Below are 18,307 nucleotides of genomic sequence, written 5' to 3'. Positions count from 1 at the left end.
GAAGTGCTGGCCGCCGGCCTGGTCCTGCTCTCGGGCTGGGATGGCAAAAGCCCCTCATCGACCCCATGTGCGGCTCGGCCACCATCCTCACCGAAGCCGGCCTGCTGGCCCAGCGCATCGCCCCCGGGCTGTTTCACCAAGGCAAGTTTGGGTTTGAAAACTGGTACGACTTCGACTCCGAGCTCTGGACCCAGGTGCGCGAAGAAGCCAAGGCCCAGCGCCTCGAAGAGCCCCAGGCCTACATCGCCGGCTCCGACCTCGACCCCAAGGTCATCGACATGGCCGCCTCCAACATCACCGCCGCCGGCCTGGAAGACTGCATCCGCCTCTCGGTGCGCGACGTGAAGGACGCCACGCCCCCAAAAACCAGGAGCCCGGCATCGTCATCACCAACCCGCCCTACGGCGAGCGAATAGGGGAGGAGGCCGAAATGGCCGCGCTCTACAAAACCATCGGCGATGCGCTGAAGGCAAACTTCCAGGGCTACGATGCCTTCGTGTTCACCGGAAATCTGGAAGCAGCCAAGAGCATTGGGCTCAAAACAGCCCGCCGCACGCCGCTCTACAACGGGCCGATTGACTGCCGCTTGCTGAAGTACGAGCTGTACCGCGGGTCGCGGCGGGAGCCGAAGGCGGTGTAAGCGCCGGGCCGGGGAACCTCACCCCGGCCCCTCTCCAAAAGAGAGGGGAGCCTAACGTAGGTGCATAGCCGGTGCCCCCTCTTTATTGGAGAGGGGTCAGGGGTGAGGTTCCCACGCGCTTCCTAACTTTCCCATATGGAAGAGCCCACCCGCAAGCTCGGCGGCCCACAAGAGCACATCTTCACTACTACCGTTCGCACTTGGGACAAAGCCAAAGCTTACGCCCGCGAAAACCGAAAGCAGCCTACGCCAGCCGAGCAAAAGCTTTGGCAATACCTACGGGCCTCCAAGTTGGGCGCTAAGTTCCGACGCCAGCATGCCATCAACTTTTTTATTGTTGATTTCATCTGTCTTGAAGCTAAGCTAATCATTGAGTTAGACGGTGAAATACATGCTACCCCAGACCAGTCTGAATACGATGTCGGCCGTACCTTCACGCTAAAGGAATTAGGCTACCGCGAACTGCGTTTCACCAACCAGCAAGTGCTAAATCAATTGGATGAAGTGCTTGCCACCATTGCCGAAAATCTGAAAGTCAACACACTAGAATACCCGCTTGGCTCCCCCTCTTTTTGGAGAGGGGGCCGGGGGTGAGGTTCCCCAGAATACCATGTCCGACACCCTTACTACCGCCACGCCCGACCTGCTGCCCGCTGCCCGCCAGGCCCTAAAACGGTATTACGGCTACGACAACTTCCGCCCCATGCAGGGCGAAATCATCCAGCATATTCTGGCCGGCAAGGACACCGTAGTGCTCATGCCCACCGGCGGCGGTAAGTCGGTCTGCTTTCAGATACCAGCGGTGGTGTCGGAGGGCACGTGCATCGTGGTGTCGCCCCTCATCGCCCTGATGAAGGACCAGGTGGAGGCGCTGAAGGCCAACGGCATTGCGGCAGCTTACATCAACAGCAGCGTGGGGCAAGCCGAGGCCAACGACATTGCGCGGGCCGCCGTAGGAGGCTACTTGAAGCTTCTGTACGTCAGCCCCGAAAAGCTACTGTCGGATGGCTTTCTGCAGTTTCTAAACCGGGTTAATATCAGCCTTTTTGCTATTGACGAGGCGCACTGTATTTCGAGCCTGGGGCCACGATTTCCGGCCCGAATACACGCAGCTCGGCGCCCTGCGCACGCACTTCCCTAGCACGCCCATTGTGGCCCTCACCGCTACGGCCGACCGCCTCACGCAGCGCGACATCAAAACCCAGCTCAACCTGCACGAGCCCAAGGTGTTCTTGTCCAGCTTCGACCGGCCCAACATCAACCTATTGGTGCGGCCGGGCCAAGACCGGGTGGGCTCGGTGCTCGACTACATTGCCCGCCACCCGCAGGACCCCGGCATTATCTACTGCCTCTCGCGCAAGACCTGCGAAACCATCTCGCAGAAGCTGCAGGCCAAGGGCGTGAAGGCCGCGCATTACCACGCCGGCCTCACGCCGCTGCAGCGGGGCAAGGCTCAGGAGGCTTTCTTGCAGGATGATATTCAGGTGATTGTGGCTACCATCGCCTTCGGCATGGGCATCGACAAGAGCAACGTGCGCTGGGTGATGCACTACAACCTGCCCAAAAACATCGAGGGCTATTACCAGGAAATCGGCCGCGCCGGCCGCGACGGCGCCCCCAGCACGGCCATCCTGTTCTACAGCTTTGCCGATGTGATGCAGATGCGCGAGATGGTGACCAAGGACGTGCCCGCGCGCCAGGCCCAGCTCAACACGGCCAAACTCGAGCGCATGCAGCAGTTTGCCGAAGCCGCCTCCTGCCGCCGCAAAATCCTGCTCAACTACTTCTCCGAAACGCTGGGCGAAGACTGCGGCAACTGCGACATCTGCCGCAACCCGCCCACCACGTTCGACGGCACACTGATTGCCCAAAAGGCCCTGTCGGCGGTGTTCCGCAGCCGCGAGCGGGTGGCCATCAACCTGCTCATCGACATCCTGCGCGGCATGCGCAACCAGGCCGTACTGCAGGGCGGCTACGACCAGATTAAGACCTACGGCGCGGGCCGCGACCTGCCGTACCTCGACTGGTACAGCTACATCCACCAGATGCTGAACGACGGCCTGTTCTACATCGCCTACGAGGAAGGCTACGCCCTGAAAATCACCGAGCGCGGCCACCAGGTGCTGAAAGGCCAGCTCAACTTGCCGCTCCGCAAATTCCAGCCCGCCGAGAAAGCCGAGAAGCCCACCCGCGCCGGCAAGAAGGCCGCCGTCACGGCCACCATCGGCACGCCCGAGGCCCAGCTGTTTGACAAGCTGCGTAAGCTCCGCAAAGCCATTGCCGACGAGCAGGGCGTGCCGCCCTACGTGGTGTTTTCCGACGCTACGTTGCAGGAAATGGCCGCCGAGCGGCCCATCAGCCGCGTGGGCATGCTCGGCATTTCGGGCGTGGGCATGAAGAAATTTGAGACCTACGGCGAGGCCTTCATCAAGCTGATTCTGGAGCACGGCGGCGGGCAGTACGTGCCTTCCGATTCGGACAGCATGTTCAACGAGCCGCGCCCGCGCGTAGCCGTGGCCGCTGCGGATAAGCCCGTGAGCGACTCCGAAGACGCCACCATTCAGTTTCACCAGATGGGGCTCACGCCCGAGGATATTGCCGAGCGCCGCGGCCTGGCCCTGAGCACCGTGAAAACGCACCTCTACAACGCCTACGCCAAAGGCCGCGAGCTGCGCATTCACGATTTTGTGAGCGACGCTGAAATGGCCGAAATATTTACCGCCCGGGCCCAACTCGGTGGTGAGCCCACGCTGCGCGACTTGTTTGACCACTTGCGCGAGAAGTACGACTACTTCCAGCTGCGTATGGCCGCGCTGTACCACAAGCGCTTACGGGGGCAATAGGCGGTTTTTGGCGGGTTTGAAAGGCTGATGCGTTTGCGGCAGAATTAAGCTGGAAATTGAGCTGTTCTGGGCTGCCGCCCGGCGAACAAGGCGCAGGGAAGGCGGCAGGCAGCAAAAAGTTTTGCAAATACCTCAACGCTAAAGTGGTGGGCAGAAAAATATTAGCTAAGTGAATTAGTAACTTCGCGGTTACGTTGCTAACTTCACCAGCCGAATCTGCGTTGAGACCAACGCCATTCCCGGCTGCTGCCCTTCCCGATGATTAATACCAACCTCAAGTTTTGCCGGCGTGAATTGGCCCTCACGCAGGCCCAGATGGCCGACAAGCTCGGCATCAAACGTTCCCTGGTGGGCGCCTACGAAGAAGGCCGCGCCGAGCCCAGGCTCGCCACGCTCGTCAACATGTCGCGCCTGTTCGGCATCACGCTCGACCAGCTGGTGACCACCGACTTTAGCAAACGCAAGAACGCTAAGGCCATTGGGGCCATGCGCGCGCAGGAGCCCGCCACGGCCAGCAACGGCGAAGACGACACCGACCCGCCCACGTCGCCCGCCGGTGGCAAGCTCCGCATCCTGGCCCTGACCGTGGACAAGGACCAGAACGAAAACATTGAGCCTGGTGCCCCAGAAGGCCGCTGCCGGCTACCTCAACGGCTACGCCGACCCCGAATACCTCGAGGTGCTGCCCAAGTTCCGCCTGCCCATGCTCTCGCAGTCGGGCACGTACCGGGCCTTCGAAATCGCTGGCGATTCCATGCTGCCCATATCAAGCGGCACCGTGATTGTGGGGCGCTACGTCGAAGATTGGGCCACCATCAAGGACGGCACGCCGTGCATCGTGGTGAGCAGCAAAGACGGCATTGTGTTCAAGCGCGTCTTCAACAAACTGCGCTCGAACGCCATGTTCGTGCTGCACTCCGACAACCCGAACTTCTCGCCCTACGACATCAACGTGGACGACGTGCTCGAAATCTGGGAAGCCAAGAGCTACATCAGCAGCACGTTCCCCATCGCCGAGCTCTCGCTCGAGCGCGTGGCCAGCCTCGTGCTCGACTTGCAGCAGCAAGTGGCGCTGCTCAAGAAGGCTTAGTAAGAGTGCGCAGCCGGGGGTGAGGTTCCCCAACTGCGCACTTCATTACGTTCTTCGCATCGTTCTTTTTTCTGTTATGCAAGCCCTTCCGTACCCGCGGAAGGGCTTTGCTGTTTGCGGGCCTTAACTAAGACGGGCGCTGGCGCGTATGCCATTCACGCCAACCACGTTGTTTCTGCTCTATGCTTAAGTATATCTCCGCCGCCGACCGCCACCACGCCGCCCCAGCCAATTGGCTCAACAGCTATTTCCTGTTTTCGTTTGCCGACTATTTCGACCGCGACAACCTGCAATTTGGCCCGCTGCGGGTGTTCAACGACGACAGCGTAGGGCCGCAGTCGGGCTTTCCGCAGCACCCGCACTCGGAGATGGAAATCGTGACGCTGGTGCTCGACGGCGAAATCCAGCACCAGGACACGATGGGCAACAAAACGACCATCAAAGCCGGCGAAGTGCAGCGCATGACCGCCGGCACTGGCATGGCCCACTCCGAGTTCAACCGCCAGGACAAGCCCCTGCACCTGTACCAGCTCTGGTTTATTCCCGGTCAGAAAGGCCTGGCCCCCAGTTACGAGCAGAAAGACCTGGGTTTTTTGAGCGGCAACAAGAACGAGCCTGGTGCCCCTCGTGACCGGCCAGAAAGTGCTCGAAGACGTGGTGTACATGAACTCGAACAGCACCGTTTACTGGTCGAACCTGAACGAAGACAACGAAATCGAATTCAAGACTTTCCCCATTCGCCTCACCTTCATTTACGTGAAGGAAGGCAGCATTTTCGTGAATGGCACCGAACTAGGGCCCAACGACCAGGCCCGGATGACCGACGACCACGTGGTGCACATCCGGGCAGCCAAAGATTCTCAGTTCATTCTAATTGACCTGCCCGCCAGCGAGTCTAACTACTAGCGAGTACTACAAAGAAAAAGTCCAGCCGGGCGAGATGTTGTCTCGCCCGGCTGGACTTTTTCTTTGCCTGGTAAGCCTGAAAATTTAGCTGATTACATGGTGTATTTCCGGCCTTTGTTCTGGGCTTTCAGGTAGGTCATCAGCGGCTGGAAGTAGTCGACCATGGAGCGAGCTGACAGGTCTTCGCCGGTTTTCTCCTTCAGCACCACGCGCCAGTCGCGGCTGGAGCCGGGGCGCATGATATCGCGCAGGAAGTTGCCCACTTCTTTGTTGCCGTAGTAGTTGGTGGCGTGCGGGTCCTGCTTGAGAATGTTCTTGGCGATGTGGTCGTGCAGCTGGAACAGGATAACGTAGCTCAGGGCGTAGTCGTAGTACTGCGCGGGGTCGTCGTTGATGTGCGTTTTGGTAGCGGGGTCGAGGTAGTTTTCGCCGCGCGTGGTGGGCGGCACCATGCCCTGGTACTGCTTGCACAGGGCCCACCACCGGGCGTTGAGCTGGTCGGCCGAAAGGTTGTCGGCATAAAAGCTGTTTTCCCACTCGCTCATCACGCCCGAGGCAAACGGGATGAACACCACGTAGCTCAACGCTTCTTTGAGCAGCTCCTGGGTCTGGTCGGTTTTTGTTTTGGGGTCAATCAAACCCAGGCCGGCCAAGAAGGGCTTTTGCTTCGCGGCCAGGCCCATCATTGAGCCAATGGCTTCGTGGTAGGCGCGGTTGGCACCCTGGCGGAGCAGCGGCGGCACGTCGGGGTTGGAGTAGGTTTGGTAGTAGAAAATGTGGCCCAGGCTCGTGGTGGGCGGTTTCGTACCACTCGGTGTTGGGCTCCACGCTCATCAGGCTGCGCAGGTCCTGGTTCAGGTCCATGTGCCAGGCCGAGGCGTGGTTGTTCTTCTTATAGCCCGCATCCTTGGGCAGCGGGTAGAGGCTGCTCTTCTCGTAGAACGACGCGGGCAGGGCCGGAAAGCCCAGGCTCTGGTAGAACCGCTCGCCCTGCTTCACCTGCCACTCGGCGCCTTTCTTGGCCAGCGTGGCGTCGAGGTTCAGGCCTTTCACGTCCACCATCGAGCCCCAATCCTGGCCCCAGCGGTTGGGCAGCCAGTGGGCGGGCAGGTAGTCGGGCACTTGCTTCACCTTATACTTTTTGGCCAGGCTCGTAGCGGGCGTAGGTGTGCAGCTCGCGGTAGAGCGGGCGCAGTTCGGTGTTGATTTTGCGCACCAGGGCCATCATTTCGTCCCTGGTCAGGCCGTAGTCGCTGGCCTGGTACGTGAAGTAATCGGGGTAGCCGAGGGCCTGCACGGTCTGGTTGCGCAGGTCGCGCAGTTTGAGCAGGCCTTCTTTCAAGGTGGGGCCGATGGCTTTGCTGGTTTCCCACACGGCCTGGCGCTTCGCCGGGTTGGTTTCCTTGCGCAGCAGCTCGTCAAGGTCGTTGGTGGTGACGGACTTGCCGGCGTACTTGTAATCGAAACCGTAGAGCTTTTCCGTCTGGGCCGCTTCGGCCTGAATACGGCGCTTCACTACCTCGGCCACCGTTTGCGGGTTGTTGGCGGCGTTGTAGAGCGCGGTTTCCAGCTGCTTGGTCTGGATGTCGGTGAGGTCGGCTTTGTGGGAAAGCAGCTCGCGCAACTGCCGGATATTTTCGATGCTGCCGGTGAAGGCGGCCATGCGCTGGTTGGCGCGGGTAGTGGCGCCAGCGTTGCTGGTGTCGCCGGGTACAATGTGCGTATTCGAACGCCATTCGGCTTCGGTGGAAGCGGTGTAAAGCCGCACGTACTCGGCATTATAGGCCGTCAGGAACTGCTCGGCCTGAGCACGATAGTCGGGCAGAGCGGGGGCGGCGGGAGCGGCAGTGGTTTCCGGGGCGGTGGCCACGGGGGCTTTGGCGGTGGGAGCGCAGGCGGCCAGGAGGCGGCCGCCAGAATGGAAAGCAAGGGCGTTTTCATGCCGCAAGATTACTGCATTTTGGCCTTATGATAAATTGCGCTCATGCAGAGCTGGAGAACCTCACCCCGGCCCCTCTCCAAAAGAGAGGGGAGCCAGCCGATAGTAGCGCGGACTTTGTAGTCCGCGTGTCGTGGGCTCGGACGCGGACTACAAAGTCCGCGCTACGTGCGCGCCGCCGTGGCTCCCCTCTCTTTTGGAGAGGGGCCGGGGGTGAGGTTCAGAGGCAAGAAGGCTCCGCCTTGCATAACCAGCGCTACGCCCGTGCATACACCGCGCTACGCCGCCTGCGCCTGGCTCAAGTGGCAGTCTTTGTACTTCTTGCCGCTGCCGCAGGGACACGGGTCGTTGCGGCCAAACTTGCGGCGGCTGCGCAGGGTCTTGAGCCACTCGCGCGGGTCGGTGGCGAAGCGCAGGAAGCGCTTTTGGGGTTTTGGCGGAAGGCGCGGCCCAGCAGGCTCGTACAGCTCGGGGTGGTTTTCCTGGAGCTTCTCGGGCTTCTCGAAAAAGTACTCCGTGACGACGGCGAAGAACTCGGCTTCGTTGGTGGCGGCGTAGGGGTTGATATCCGACTTGCCTGCCTCGATGGCTTCAATTTCGCGCTTCATCACGGCCGCCCAGGGCTGGAGCAGCTCGGGTGGCAGGGCGGCTTTGGGCACGCCGTCAATCACGCCGTCGGCTTCGTCCAGCATGTGCGCAAACTCGTGGATGCCCACGTTCTGGCGGTCCAGGCTGTCGCGGAAGCCCTGCTCCAGCGAGGCTTTGGACAAGCGCATATAGTGCTGGTTCTGGAAGCCCTGCACCGACCCGAGCAAAGCGCCCTCAAGCGGTTTTACTTCCTTATCGGGGTCACCTTCCAGCTTCCAGGCATCGGGCACGATGAGAACTTCGCCCAGGTTGGCGTACTCCCATTCGGGAAAGCCAAATACCGGAATCAGGGCCGAGGCCGCCACGAGCAGGCGCGTGGTGTCGTCTACTTCCGTCTGCACGCCGGTGATGCGCGTGCTGGCCAGAAACACCTGCACCTGCTTCTCAAACCTGACCTTCTCGTTCTTGGTCAGGGAGAGGTAGAAGGCCACCCGCTCGGCCAGAATCTGCCGCCAGGCCGCCGGAAACTCCTGGGCCAGCGCCTCGGCGCGAAGGCGGGAGTCGGCAGTTACGTAGCGGTAAAAAGCGTAGAGAATGGCCGCCAGCACGACCAGGGAAATGAGGTAGGGCATGGGCCGCTTAAACGGTGCCACGCCCGAGAAGTTGAGCTAGCGGGTGGCCGCCGGCCGGGGCTTGGCATCGTCGGGGTGGCGGCCCAGACGGTAAGCCACGCCCAGGCGCGCGGCGAAGTTGGTACCGAAGAACAGCGCGCCGGCGAACTGGCTGGCGCTGGTCATGGTGCTGCTACGGGAATTGGTATCGGTCATGTCGCTGCTGAAATAGAGCTGGCCGTCGAGGCTCAGGGTGAGCCGCTGGCGGCGCCAGCCCACGCCGAAGTTGGGCAGCAGTGTGGGGGAGGCAAAGTAGAGTTCTTCCCGACTGGGCGTGGCCGTTGGCCCGCTGGTGGTGGTTACCTGCGGGCGCATCACAAAGTTGAGCTCGTAGCCCGCGCCGAACAGCAGTTGTTGCTCGTGCGGCAGCGAGGCAAAGTAGCGCACCCCCAGGCGGACCGTGCTCAGCCACGCGCGGTAGTTGAAAGCGTTAAACTCCTCTTCGCCCATTGCATTGTAGCCCAAGCGTTGCGCCCCTTTGCTTTGAAACCGGCTCAAGCTCCATTCGCCGTAGAGGGCCACGGTGCGGCCGGGCTGAAACAGCTCGCCGTAGAGCCCGGCAAACGGGCGAACCTGGCAGTCCACACATTCTCCTTTGTAGCGCAGCGAGAAGCTCTCGATGCGGTTGTAGCGGGCGCCGGCCAGCACGCCGCCCACTAAAGCTACCCGGCGGCGCGGGGCAGCCAGCTCCAACAAGTTGCGGCCGGGTTTGCCGGTGGGCCCGCACGCTTCATTGTAGGCCTGCACTACATCGGATAGGCCTTTGGCGGTGAACGGCGCCTTCTGCGACGCGCTGTAGGCGGCCGGGCACTGCCCAAAGTACACCGCCAGCCTGGCCGCGGTAGTTGTTGCCATCGGTGAGCAGCCAGGCATGGTCCACCGTCTGGCGCAGGTATTTCCGCTCGCTCAGGTCGAGGGGCGGCCGGCCGGGGGCCAGCAACAGGTAATGTACGGGCCGCTCCGGGTAGGCCACCTGCACCAGCGAAAGGGCGCCGTGGACCAGCACCTCGGCCAGCACCGAATCCATCTGCACATCGGGGCGGTTCTCGTACGGCAGGTTGCCAACTTTCGACCGGGTCGCGTGGTCGATGGGCAGGCCTTCGTAGCGAAAAGCGCGCCCCCGGTGAAGCTGACGGCCCGCAGCTGCCGCGGCTTAAAAGCTCACCGGGAGTCTGCGGGTTGGGACGGTACCGAATGAACGTGGGCGGCTCCACCCAGAAGCCGTTTTCAATTTCGCCCCGCAGCGTGTCGCCGTTGCTGCGCACCAAAAAGCCCGGCTCATATGCCTGAGCCAGGGCGTGAAACGAGCAACAAGAAAATCCGATTAAAACAATGAGTAAGCGTAGAAGCATAGAAGTACAGTTAAACCAGTCGCGAATTTATGATAAATGCGTTGCAAGCTTCGGCTCCGGCGCATTTGCCATACATTGACTGTCTCCGAACCCGTATTTATCTCTATTGTGGAGCACCACCATGCGCTTTCCCGCTATCGCATCCGCGAACTTCTCGCGCCGCTTAAGCAACCGGAGAAAACAGGTAGCGCATGGCTCGCTCAATTAGCCAATAGTCCCAGAGGTTGAGCTAACGGCTGGCCGCAGGCCGGGGCTTGACGTCGTCGGGGTTGCGGCCCAGGCGGTAGGACGTGCCAAGTCGAATGCCAACGCCTGTCCCAATGACGCTCCTATCTAAAGCATCATTGGACTGGTACAACTGACCATCCAGGCTGATAGTCAGGCGGCGGCTACGCCAGCCCACGCCCAGATTGGGGAGCAGCGTAGGGGCAGGGAATGTCAAGTCAGCTTCGTTGCGAACTACCGGCGGTCCCGAGGTGGTGATAACCGTGGGCCGCCACACGATATTCCGCTCGAAGCCAATGCCAAAAAGGAGTTTCTGTTCATTGGGCAGCGATACAAAGCGTCGAATTCCTATTCGGGCGGTGCCCAGCAACCCTTTGTAATCGTAATAGCTATTCGGAAAAATTCCCGAAATCAGCGCCCCGCGGTTGCGGAAACTGCTCAGGCTAAGCTCGCCGTAAACCGCTGTGGAACGGCCGGGGAGGAATAAGTCGGCATAGAGGCCTCCGAACGGATGAACCTGGCAGTCGGAACAGTCGGAGCCAGGGCCGCCTGTTGGGCTTTCGATGATGTTATAGCGCCCGCCCAACAGGACGCCGCCTTGCAGGGAAACAGCGCGGCCGGGCGCTGCCTGGTTCAGCCAATTGCGGCCGGGCTGATGCGATGAGTCGCATTGCTGGTTGTATGCCTGTACTACTGCAACCAGCGCTTGGGGAGTAAAACCTGATGTTTCGGCCACCTTGCCCGCGGCCGGGCAATCGAGAAAATAAAGCGCCAGCTGGCTGCGGTAGTTGTTGCCATCGGCCACGGAGGTAAAACCATTCGCGCCAGTAGAAAGATACTTTCGCTCACTCAGGTCGAGCACAGCCTTGCCTGGGCGTGACAGCAGGAAATGAGTGGTGCCGAGCGTAGCCACGCGAAACAAAGTACAAGGACCTTCGACCAGCACCTCGGCTAAGAGCGATTCTGTCTTAATGTTAACAGCATTACCCAGGGGCAGCCGCTTAAGCTGCGTTTCGGCTGCTTGGTCGATGGGCAGGGTTTCATAGCGAAAATACCGGCCTCCTAGCAAGCTAAACGCCCGCACCTGGCTCGGTTCAAATACTTGGCTGGCGCTACCCGGCGCAGGGCGGAAGCGTACCAGGGTGGGCGGCTCATTCCAGAAGCCATTCTCAATTTCGCCTCGCAAGGTGTCGCCATTGCTGCGCACCAGCATGCCCGGCTCATAGACTTGCGCGGAGACCTGGCGGGCAGAAAAAGCAAAAATCGGTAGAAAAAGGAGTAGGTGTTTGAGCATGGAAAGGTGAAAGAATGTATGCGCTGCTATTATTGAATAGCTAAAGTAATGACCGATGCTCCGCAAGCTTATGCTGCAGCAATGCCACCAATTGGCTGTCTCCAGACCTGTACTTATCCGGAATGCGGAGCACCACCACGCGCTTGCCGCCAAGCTCCTCCCCAAACTTCTCGCGCAGCCTATCGGCGTGCCGCCGCTCCATCACAAAGATAAAGTCGGCCCAACCCAGGTGGCCGGCCGTCACGCGCACCCGAGCGCCCGGCTCGGTACCGGCCGAGCGCGCTTCGTAGTGCGGATGATTATCGAAAATGCGCTCGGCCGTGGGGCTGCGCCACCGGTTCAGGCTGCAGATAAACAGCAGCTTCTCAGGCTCAGGAGAGGCTTCCGGCACTAACGAATCAGGGCCACTTTCACTTTTTTGCCCTTCACTTTGGCGCCCTGCATCTTCTCGAGTACTTCCTCGGCTACGGCCTCGGGCACGGCCACGAAGCTGTGGTGGTCGAATACTTCGATGCGGCCCACGGCCTCGCGCTCGATGCCGCCTACGCTCACGAAGGCGCCAACGAGGTCGCCGGCACTGATTTTCTCACGCTTGCCCGCCGAGATGTGCAGGGTCACGGTGCTGGGCCGGGGGCTTTGGGCAGGGCGTTGGGCAAGGACGGCGGGCGCAGGCCGGCCCACTGCACCGAACTGGCCGAGGGCCAGTTCTGTAGTTTCTGCTGCTCGTAGGGCGTCACGATGAGGTGCGCGGTGCCCACAGCGCCGGCGCGGGCCGTGCGGCCGGCCCGATGCTGGAAGGTCTCGGCCTCGTGGGGCGGGTCGAACTGCACCACGGTGTCGAGCTCGTTCACGTCGAGGCCGCGGGCGGCTACGTCGGTGGCCACCAGCACGGTGGCCGAGCCGTTGCGCAGCTTCATCATGGACTTGTCGCGCTCGGGCTGCAGCATTTTGCCGTGCAGCGCCTCGGCGGCCAGGCCGCGGCCTTTCAGGAAGCGGGTCAGCTCCTCGACCCGGTCGCGGGTGTTGGCGAAGACGAGCGAGCGGCCCGCGTTTGGCTGGGTGATGATGTGAAACAGGGCGGCGGGCTTCTGGTCGGCGGCGTTCACCACGTGGCCGCGCAGCACCAGGCTCTCGGGCAGGGTGGTGGCGTTGGAGCCGCCCACGTTCATCACGCGGGGCTTGGTGAGGTATTCGCGCACGAGGGTCAGCACCTTATCCGGCATGGTGGCCGAGAACAGCAACGTCTGCCGGCGCACCGGCAGACGGCTGATGATGGTGGCCATTTCTTCCTGGAAACCCAGCTCAAGGAGCTTGTCGGCTTCGTCGAGCACCAACACTTTCAGGCGGTTGGGGATGATGGTGCGGCGCTCCAGGTGGTCGAGCATGCGGCCGGGAGTGGCCACCACCACGTGGGGCATCTGCTGCATGCCTTTCACTTCTTCGCGCATGGCGTGGCCGCCGTAGTAGCCGGCCACGCGCAGGTTGGGCATGTGTTTGCCCAGGCTCTTGAGGGCGTCGCGTACCTGCAGCACCAGGCTCGCGGGCGGGCACCAGAACCACGGCCTGCACCGTGGCCGAGGTGGGGTCAACCTGCTGCAGCACAGCGAGGCCGTACGCAGCGGTTTTGCCGGAGCCCGTGGGCGCCTGGCCGGCCACGTCCTGCCCATCGAGGGCAGGGGCCAGCACCAGCGCTGCACGGCAGTGGGCTGGGTAAAGTTTAGTTCGGCCACGCCCGCCAGCAGGGCGGGAGAGAGGGCGAAGTCGGCGAATTGAAGGGCGGCTTTGGTTGCGGTGGGGGCCTGGGGGGCGCCAGCAGCGGAGGTATCAGGAGTTTGCACCGCACAAAGGTAAACGGTGCGCTGCGCGCAATTAGGAATGAAGGTTTAGCTGAATGAGGAATGAGGAATGGGCGGACAACTCCCCTCCTCAGTTGAGGAGGGGACGCTCAACTGCCAAGTTGGTGGGGTGGTTGCCCTCGTTGAACGACACCCGAACAACTGGCGGCAGAACGACTCCAGCTCAACTCGTTCGGGTGTCGTTCAACGAATGCAACCACCCCCGTTCGAGCTAAAGCTCGAACATCCCCTCCTTAACTAAGGAGGGGAGTTGTCCGCCATTCCTGGCCCAATTCTTCATTCCTCATTCCTAATTAAGCGCAAGCGTCAGTACCCGGCTTCGCCCTCGGCCACGTTCACCAGGCGGTAGCGCACGGCGGTTTTCTTGGGCCGAATATCCAGCCCAATTCGGTGGGCATATGCCTTGGTGAAGGCGGCGCCGAAGTAGAAAATCATGGCCGAGTAGAACACGAACAGCAGCACCAGCACCAGGCTGGAAGCCGGGCCGTACACCGGGCCCAGGTCGCGGGCCACCAGTAGCTTGCCCAAAACCAGGCTCGCCCAGGCTGATGAGCACGGCCGTGAGCGCCGCCCCGCGTGTGACGGCCCGCCAGGGCACTTTGGCCAGGCTCAGGGTGCGAAAGGTGGCGGCAAACCACGCCGCCAGAATTATCCAGCCCACCAGGGCATTCAGGCCGCGCACGAGGTAGTACACGAAGGTCGCGTCGAAATCGTGGATGGCAGTGGCGAAGAGGCCCAGGGCGGCATCGGCGGCAAAGGCCAGCAGGGACAGAAACGCCGTGGCCACCAAAATCCCCGCTGAGCGCAGCCGCTCCCGCAGCGCCTGCGAGAACTGGCCCGAGTCGCGCCGCGGCCGGATTTGCCACAGCTGATTCAGCGAATGCTGAATAATGGTGAACAGCGTGGTGGCTACAAACAGCAAAAACACGAAGCCGACCCACGTCACGAGGCGGCTGCGCTCGGGGTCGGCCACGTTTTGCACAATCTGGGTCACCAGCCCGGCCGCCGATGCGCCCAGCAAGTCGCTGATTTTGGCCAGCAGCATCACGCGCACCAGCGAGGCGGGGTAGAGCGAGCTGAGCGCCTCGATGAGGATGATGAGGATGGGCGGCAGCGCAAACGAGGTGAAAAACGCCGTGGCCGCCCCCAGGCGGAGCGGGTCGTTGGCGCCCAGGCTCGCGGCCGGCGCGGTGCAGCAGGATGGGGAGTTCGCGCCACCAGGGTCCGGGCAACTCAGCGGGCGGGGTTACTTTTGTCATCAGCAAAAAAGCCGGGGCGGCCACTTAGAGCATTGTGCTTGTCGCAGGCCGCGCCCGGCGAAGATACGGGGCGCCGGCTCCGGCCTCCACTATGCCCACGTCGCCCCTCCCGCCCGTTTCCGAAACCACCGAGGTCGTACCAGCGCCGGCCAGTTGGCTGCGCCGCCGTGTGCTCGGCCCGCTGCTGGGCATGCTGCGCCAGGGGTTGTCGCCGCAGCAGCTGGCGCTCACCGTGGCGTTGGGCGTGGTCATTGGCGCCATTCCGCTGATGGGGGCCATTACCACGGTGGCGGCGCTGGCGGCCGTGCGCCTGCGGCTCAACGTGGCGGCCCTTCGCCTGGTGAGCCACCTGATGACGCCGCTGCAGCTGCTCATCATCATTCCGTTGCTGCGGCAAGGCGCCCGTCTTATGGGCAACACCCAGGAAAACGAGCTGACCATAGCCCACATCCGGCACCTGTTTGCCAGCGACTGGCGGGGCGCCCTGCAGCTGCTGTGGCGCGCCGAAGTGGGCGCCATGACCATCTGGCTGCTCGGCTCCATTCCGGTGGTGGCGGTGCTGTACTTTCTGCTCAAGCCCATGTTCCGGCGCATGGCCGCCCGCAACGCAGCAGCCCAGCCCAACGCATAGCCTTGCAGGAAAGCGCGGGTTGCTTTGCTGAAAAGCTGTTTCCGTCAGTATTTACAGGAACCAGAATGAGGTAGAGACGCAATATCTTGCGTCTCGTCGTGGGCTCCGTTCGGGTGTCGTAGGGCCGTCATCGTTCAACGACGAGACGCAAAATATTGCGTCTCTACTCTGTTCAGCCATCCGGATAAATAACGTAAACAGCTTTTTAGTAGCGGGCAAAGATTCTCTTAGAAGCTGTTTGAGTTAAACGGGGCATTTTAGCTTTGTTTGATGCAAACAAAGCGTTACAGCTCGGATTTAACGGAGCGACAATGGCAGCGGTTAGCGCCGCTGTTGGTGGTGCGGCGCACGAGTAAGTGGCCGTTGCAGGCAGTGGTCAATGGCATTTTCTACGTGCTCAAGAACGGGAGCGTGTGGCGGGACGTGCCCGCCGATTTGCCGCCCTGGCCGACGGTGTACTACTATTTCACCAAGTGGACGGCCGACGGCACGTGGGCGCGGGTCAGCGGCTGCCTGACGATTGCCGCCCGGGAGCGCGAAAAAAGCGCGCAGCCCACGGCGGCGGTCCTTGACAGCCAGAGCGTGAAGAACACGGCCACCAGCACGGAGCGCGTGGGCTACGACGCGGGCAAGCGCGTTAAAGGCCGCAAACGCTTCTTTTTGGTCGATACGGCGGGCAACCTGCTGGCCAGTTGGGTCGTCGCGGCGGCCTGCCACGACGGGGCCACGGCCGCCCGGCTATGGGACGCGCTGGCGCTGGGCAACGAACTGCTCGACCGGCTGCGGACCGTGTTCGTGGACGGTGGGTTTGGCGCCGGCTTCCGCCGGCACTTGGGCCGCCGGGGCGTGCAGGCCCTAGTGCCCACGGGCGTGGTGGCCGAGAAAGGCCGCTTTTTCATCCACGCCAAGCGCTGGGTGGTCGAGCGCAGCATCGCCTGGGCCGGCACCAACCGTCGCTTGGCCAAAGACTACGAGCGCAAAACCACCCACGCCAACGCTTGGCTCTACCTCGCCAACATTCGCCGACTTGCCCGATTAACTTAAACAGCCTCTTAGCTCAACAAATTGAGCTAAAAGGCGAGCAAAGCTTCGGCTTGCTCTTGCAGGAGCTGGCGGGAAAGGTCGTTGTTCAGCCCGTCATCCTGGTTTAAATCCTGGTTGATGAAGGGCAGGCGCACGCGCTGGGGCAGCACGGCCGTGCCGAGGTACATCAGGATGTCGGTGAGGTGGGTCATGGCCAGCAGGCCGCCCTGGCCGCCGTTGCTCAGCCCAATAAGAGCCGCCTTCTTGCCCCGAATGCCGCCCGGATACGGGAGGCCGTCGATAAAGGCCTTGAGCACGCCGGGGAAAGAGGCGTTGTATTCCGGGGTGATGATGACCAGCTTGCTGCCCGCATCCAGCATGCGAGCCAGGCTGTTGAAAGCCGGGTTGGTGCCCACGTTCTCGTAGAGGGCCGACACGATAAAATCGACGGGCAACTCGGCAAGGTCCAGGATTTGGCTCTCGGCGCCTAGGTCGGTCAGAAGCGTGCTGTAGTAATTGGCAATGCGGCGGGCGCGCGAGTTGGGCCGGTTCGTGCCGACGAGGAGGGTTATCAAAGCAGGGAGCGGTAATTAGAAGCTAGGGTACAACTCAGAATGTACGGCGAGGTTTTCGGGCCGGTTAGTGCGCGCTTTGCTCCGCTGCCGGTACGGCGTGCTCCCGGCGCGCGGCCAGCCACGCCACCGCCGCCAGGCACAGCGCAAACCACGCCCACGGCAGCCGCAAATCCAGCACTGACAGGCCCCCGAAAACTACGGCCGTGGCGAAACTCGCCAACGCCTGAAAGGCCTGGTTGAGCCCGAATATCTCGCCGCGGTCGGCCTCGGTGGTGCGGCGAGCCAGCCGGCCCTCCAGCAACCCCTGAATCAGCGAAAGGGTGAGGCAGTCCAGCGTGAGCAGCACATAAAACGCCGTTTTAGACGTGCCCACCAAGCCGTAGCCAAGGAGCACCGGCGTGCCCAGTGCCGCCAGCCACACGATGGCGCGGCGCTGGTTGAGCCGGTCGGCCAGGTAAGTGTAGAACCCGTAGTTGAGCACAATGCTCAGCCCACCGAAGTACATGAACAGGTAGGAAATCTGGCGGGCATCGAGCTGCAATTCGCCCAAGCTCACAAACGGCACAAAATAGAAATAATAGCCCGTGCTCAGCGTAAGGGCCACCTGCGTGAGCACAATGCGCCGGACGCCGGGGTTGCTGGCGTTTTTTGCTTGCAGCCGGGCCCAGAGCGTGAGCGGGTTGATGGCCAGCCCGAGCTCGGCGCGCAGCTCGGCGCCGCGCACACCGTTGCGCTGCCGGTGGGTTTCGGGCAGCCAGAAGCTCAGCAGCACGTTGAGGGCGGCCAGGGCTACGGCCAAGCCAATAACGTAGCCCGCTTGCTGCTGTGCCGGCACCTGCACCACCAGCAGCAACACCCCGGCCGCCATGGGCCCCAGCACGAAGCCCAGCGAAATAATGGCCCCCTCGATGCCGAGGTTTCGAAACAGGCGCTCGGGCGGCGACATATCGGTGATGGCCGAGCGGGCCGTGGCGTACATGCCGTTGGTGAGGCCGTCGGACACGCGGTTGGCGAAGTACAGCCCGGCGCGCACCGGCAGCAGCAGGCAGTTGGCTACCAGCGTGCCCACGGCCGACAGTATGAAGATGGGCCGCCGCCCGTAGCCGTCGCTGAGCCGCCCCAGCAGCGGCGAGGAGAAGAGCTGCATGCCCAGAAACACCCCCGTGCCCACCGACAGCCACAGCTGCGGCTGGGGCAGCCCCCGCACAAATTCCGGCAACACCGGCCCAACGGCCGCGCCCACCACCACATCGAGCAGGATAATGGCGTAGAGCAGCGGCAGCGTACGTCGGGGCAGGGGAGGCATGAGACAAAATAAGGCGCTATTCCGGCGCCGTCCGTCAGTTCTTAGCGCCACAATACGGGAGCGAGGGTAACCAGAGCGGCCTGCTATTCGTCTAACCGACCTTTTATAT

Annotated in this window: 22 protein-coding genes and 3 pseudogenes; 11 read left to right on the top strand and 14 right to left on the bottom strand. The window is 62.1% G+C overall.

Translation table 11 applies throughout. From position 1 onward, the window contains the following. The first annotated feature begins 65 nt into the window (after positions 1-65). The 9 genes and pseudogenes from ACFQT0_RS21885 (at position 66) to ACFQT0_RS21845 (ending at position 5,479) form a co-directional block, all read left to right on the top strand. A complete protein-coding gene (locus ACFQT0_RS21885; protein WP_380205204.1) occupies positions 66-416 on the top strand; it encodes a hypothetical protein in 351 nt (116 codons plus the stop codon). Beyond that, positions 317-640 carry a hypothetical protein gene (locus ACFQT0_RS21880; protein ID WP_380206100.1) on the top strand — a complete coding sequence of 108 codons (324 nt, stop codon included), beginning with the start codon at positions 317-319 and terminating at the stop codon, positions 638-640. Before ACFQT0_RS21885 ends, ACFQT0_RS21880 begins: the two co-directional genes overlap by 100 nt. 135 nt (positions 641-775) lie before the next feature. Next, on the top strand, positions 776-1,234 hold the full coding sequence (locus ACFQT0_RS21875; protein WP_380205203.1) for an endonuclease domain-containing protein: 459 nt from the start codon (positions 776-778) through the stop codon (positions 1,232-1,234). Positions 1,235-1,250: 16 nt separating this feature from the next. Beyond that, a complete protein-coding gene (locus tag ACFQT0_RS21870; RefSeq protein ID WP_380205202.1) occupies positions 1,251-1,781 on the top strand; it encodes a DEAD/DEAH box helicase in 531 nt (176 codons plus the stop codon). Further along, a complete protein-coding gene (locus tag ACFQT0_RS21865; RefSeq protein ID WP_380205201.1) occupies positions 1,693-3,483 on the top strand; it encodes a RecQ family ATP-dependent DNA helicase in 1,791 nt (596 codons plus the stop codon). The genes ACFQT0_RS21870 and ACFQT0_RS21865 overlap by 89 nt, the downstream gene beginning before the upstream one ends. Positions 3,484-3,741: 258 nt before the next feature. Beyond that, positions 3,742-3,867, top strand: a pseudogene (locus ACFQT0_RS21860) (helix-turn-helix transcriptional regulator); the annotation flags it as partial. A gap of 235 nt (positions 3,868-4,102) precedes the next feature. After that, positions 4,103-4,573: a S24 family peptidase gene (locus tag ACFQT0_RS21855; RefSeq protein WP_380205200.1), complete on the top strand. Its 471-nt coding sequence runs from the start codon at positions 4,103-4,105 to the stop codon at positions 4,571-4,573. A 182-nt stretch (positions 4,574-4,755) separates the two neighbouring features. After that, a pseudogene (locus ACFQT0_RS21850) lies at positions 4,756-5,049 on the top strand (pirin family protein); the annotation flags it as partial. Positions 5,050-5,236: 187 nt separating this feature from the next. Continuing rightward, complete coding sequence (locus ACFQT0_RS21845) at positions 5,237-5,479, top strand: pirin family protein (RefSeq protein ID WP_380205199.1); 243 nt, start codon at positions 5,237-5,239, stop codon at positions 5,477-5,479. A 92-nt stretch (positions 5,480-5,571) separates the two neighbouring features. Here the strand turns inward: ACFQT0_RS21845 and ACFQT0_RS21840 are convergent, their stop codons facing one another. The 12 genes and pseudogenes from ACFQT0_RS21840 to ACFQT0_RS21785 form a co-directional block, all read right to left on the bottom strand. Continuing rightward, positions 5,572-6,222 (bottom strand): M2 family metallopeptidase, encoded by a 651-nt coding sequence (locus ACFQT0_RS21840; protein WP_380205198.1) that lies wholly within the window; start codon positions 6,220-6,222, stop codon positions 5,572-5,574. Then, on the bottom strand, positions 6,110-6,610 hold the full coding sequence (locus ACFQT0_RS21835) for a M2 family metallopeptidase (protein WP_380205197.1): 501 nt from the start codon (positions 6,608-6,610) through the stop codon (positions 6,110-6,112). Before ACFQT0_RS21835 ends, ACFQT0_RS21840 begins: the two co-directional genes overlap by 113 nt. Position 6,611: 1 nt before the next feature. Further along, on the bottom strand, positions 6,612-7,349 hold the full coding sequence (locus ACFQT0_RS21830; protein WP_380205196.1) for a M2 family metallopeptidase: 738 nt from the start codon (positions 7,347-7,349) through the stop codon (positions 6,612-6,614). 347 nt (positions 7,350-7,696) lie between these two features. Continuing rightward, positions 7,697-8,638 (bottom strand): zinc-dependent peptidase, encoded by a 942-nt coding sequence (locus tag ACFQT0_RS21825; protein WP_380205195.1) that lies wholly within the window; start codon positions 8,636-8,638, stop codon positions 7,697-7,699. Between the two features lie 36 nt (positions 8,639-8,674). Then, a complete protein-coding gene (locus ACFQT0_RS21820) occupies positions 8,675-9,424 on the bottom strand; it encodes a hypothetical protein (RefSeq protein ID WP_380205194.1) in 750 nt (249 codons plus the stop codon). Continuing rightward, on the bottom strand, positions 9,408-9,710 hold the full coding sequence (locus tag ACFQT0_RS21815) for a hypothetical protein (protein WP_380205193.1): 303 nt from the start codon (positions 9,708-9,710) through the stop codon (positions 9,408-9,410). The genes ACFQT0_RS21820 and ACFQT0_RS21815 overlap by 17 nt, the downstream gene beginning before the upstream one ends. Before the next feature lie 548 nt (positions 9,711-10,258). Continuing rightward, positions 10,259-11,548 carry a hypothetical protein gene (locus ACFQT0_RS21810; protein ID WP_380205192.1) on the bottom strand — a complete coding sequence of 430 codons (1,290 nt, stop codon included), beginning with the start codon at positions 11,546-11,548 and terminating at the stop codon, positions 10,259-10,261. Between the two features lie 40 nt (positions 11,549-11,588). Next, positions 11,589-11,939, bottom strand: coding sequence for a low molecular weight protein tyrosine phosphatase family protein (locus ACFQT0_RS21805; RefSeq protein ID WP_380205191.1), 351 nt, complete (start codon positions 11,937-11,939; stop codon positions 11,589-11,591). After that, entirely contained in the window at positions 11,939-12,166 is a 228-nt protein-coding gene (locus tag ACFQT0_RS21800; protein WP_380205190.1) for a DbpA RNA binding domain-containing protein, read from the bottom strand. The genes ACFQT0_RS21805 and ACFQT0_RS21800 overlap by 1 nt, the downstream gene beginning before the upstream one ends. Beyond that, a complete protein-coding gene (locus ACFQT0_RS21795; RefSeq protein ID WP_380205189.1) occupies positions 12,163-13,137 on the bottom strand; it encodes a DEAD/DEAH box helicase in 975 nt (324 codons plus the stop codon). Before ACFQT0_RS21795 ends, ACFQT0_RS21800 begins: the two co-directional genes overlap by 4 nt. A 22-nt stretch (positions 13,138-13,159) precedes the next feature. After that, a pseudogene (locus ACFQT0_RS21790) lies at positions 13,160-13,204 on the bottom strand (hypothetical protein); the annotation flags it as partial. 489 nt (positions 13,205-13,693) lie between these two features. After that, a complete protein-coding gene (locus tag ACFQT0_RS21785; protein WP_380206099.1) occupies positions 13,694-14,554 on the bottom strand; it encodes a YihY/virulence factor BrkB family protein in 861 nt (286 codons plus the stop codon). A gap of 200 nt (positions 14,555-14,754) precedes the next feature. Here ACFQT0_RS21785 and ACFQT0_RS21780 point away from each other — a divergent pair, with 200 nt between their 5' ends. Then, positions 14,755-15,294 carry a DUF2062 domain-containing protein gene (locus ACFQT0_RS21780; RefSeq protein ID WP_380205188.1) on the top strand — a complete coding sequence of 180 codons (540 nt, stop codon included), beginning with the start codon at positions 14,755-14,757 and terminating at the stop codon, positions 15,292-15,294. 270 nt (positions 15,295-15,564) lie between these two features. Beyond that, a complete protein-coding gene (locus tag ACFQT0_RS21775) occupies positions 15,565-16,338 on the top strand; it encodes an IS5 family transposase (RefSeq protein ID WP_380205187.1) in 774 nt (257 codons plus the stop codon). 26 nt (positions 16,339-16,364) lie between these two features. On the opposite strand, the gene ACFQT0_RS21770 is transcribed toward ACFQT0_RS21775, so the two are convergent. Both ACFQT0_RS21770 and ACFQT0_RS21765 read right to left on the bottom strand, forming a co-directional pair. Continuing rightward, positions 16,365-16,892: an NADPH-dependent FMN reductase gene (locus ACFQT0_RS21770; RefSeq protein WP_380205186.1), complete on the bottom strand. Its 528-nt coding sequence runs from the start codon at positions 16,890-16,892 to the stop codon at positions 16,365-16,367. A 64-nt stretch (positions 16,893-16,956) separates the two neighbouring features. Beyond that, positions 16,957-18,198: an MFS transporter gene (locus ACFQT0_RS21765; protein WP_380205185.1), complete on the bottom strand. Its 1,242-nt coding sequence runs from the start codon at positions 18,196-18,198 to the stop codon at positions 16,957-16,959. Positions 18,199-18,307 lie beyond the last annotated feature (109 nt).

Source organism: Hymenobacter humi (assembly GCF_042665855.1).
Classification (GTDB): domain Bacteria; phylum Bacteroidota; class Bacteroidia; order Cytophagales; family Hymenobacteraceae; genus Hymenobacter; species Hymenobacter humi.
The sequence above is the reverse complement of the archived record's forward strand: the minus strand, read 5'-3'. Positions and strand labels throughout refer to the sequence as shown.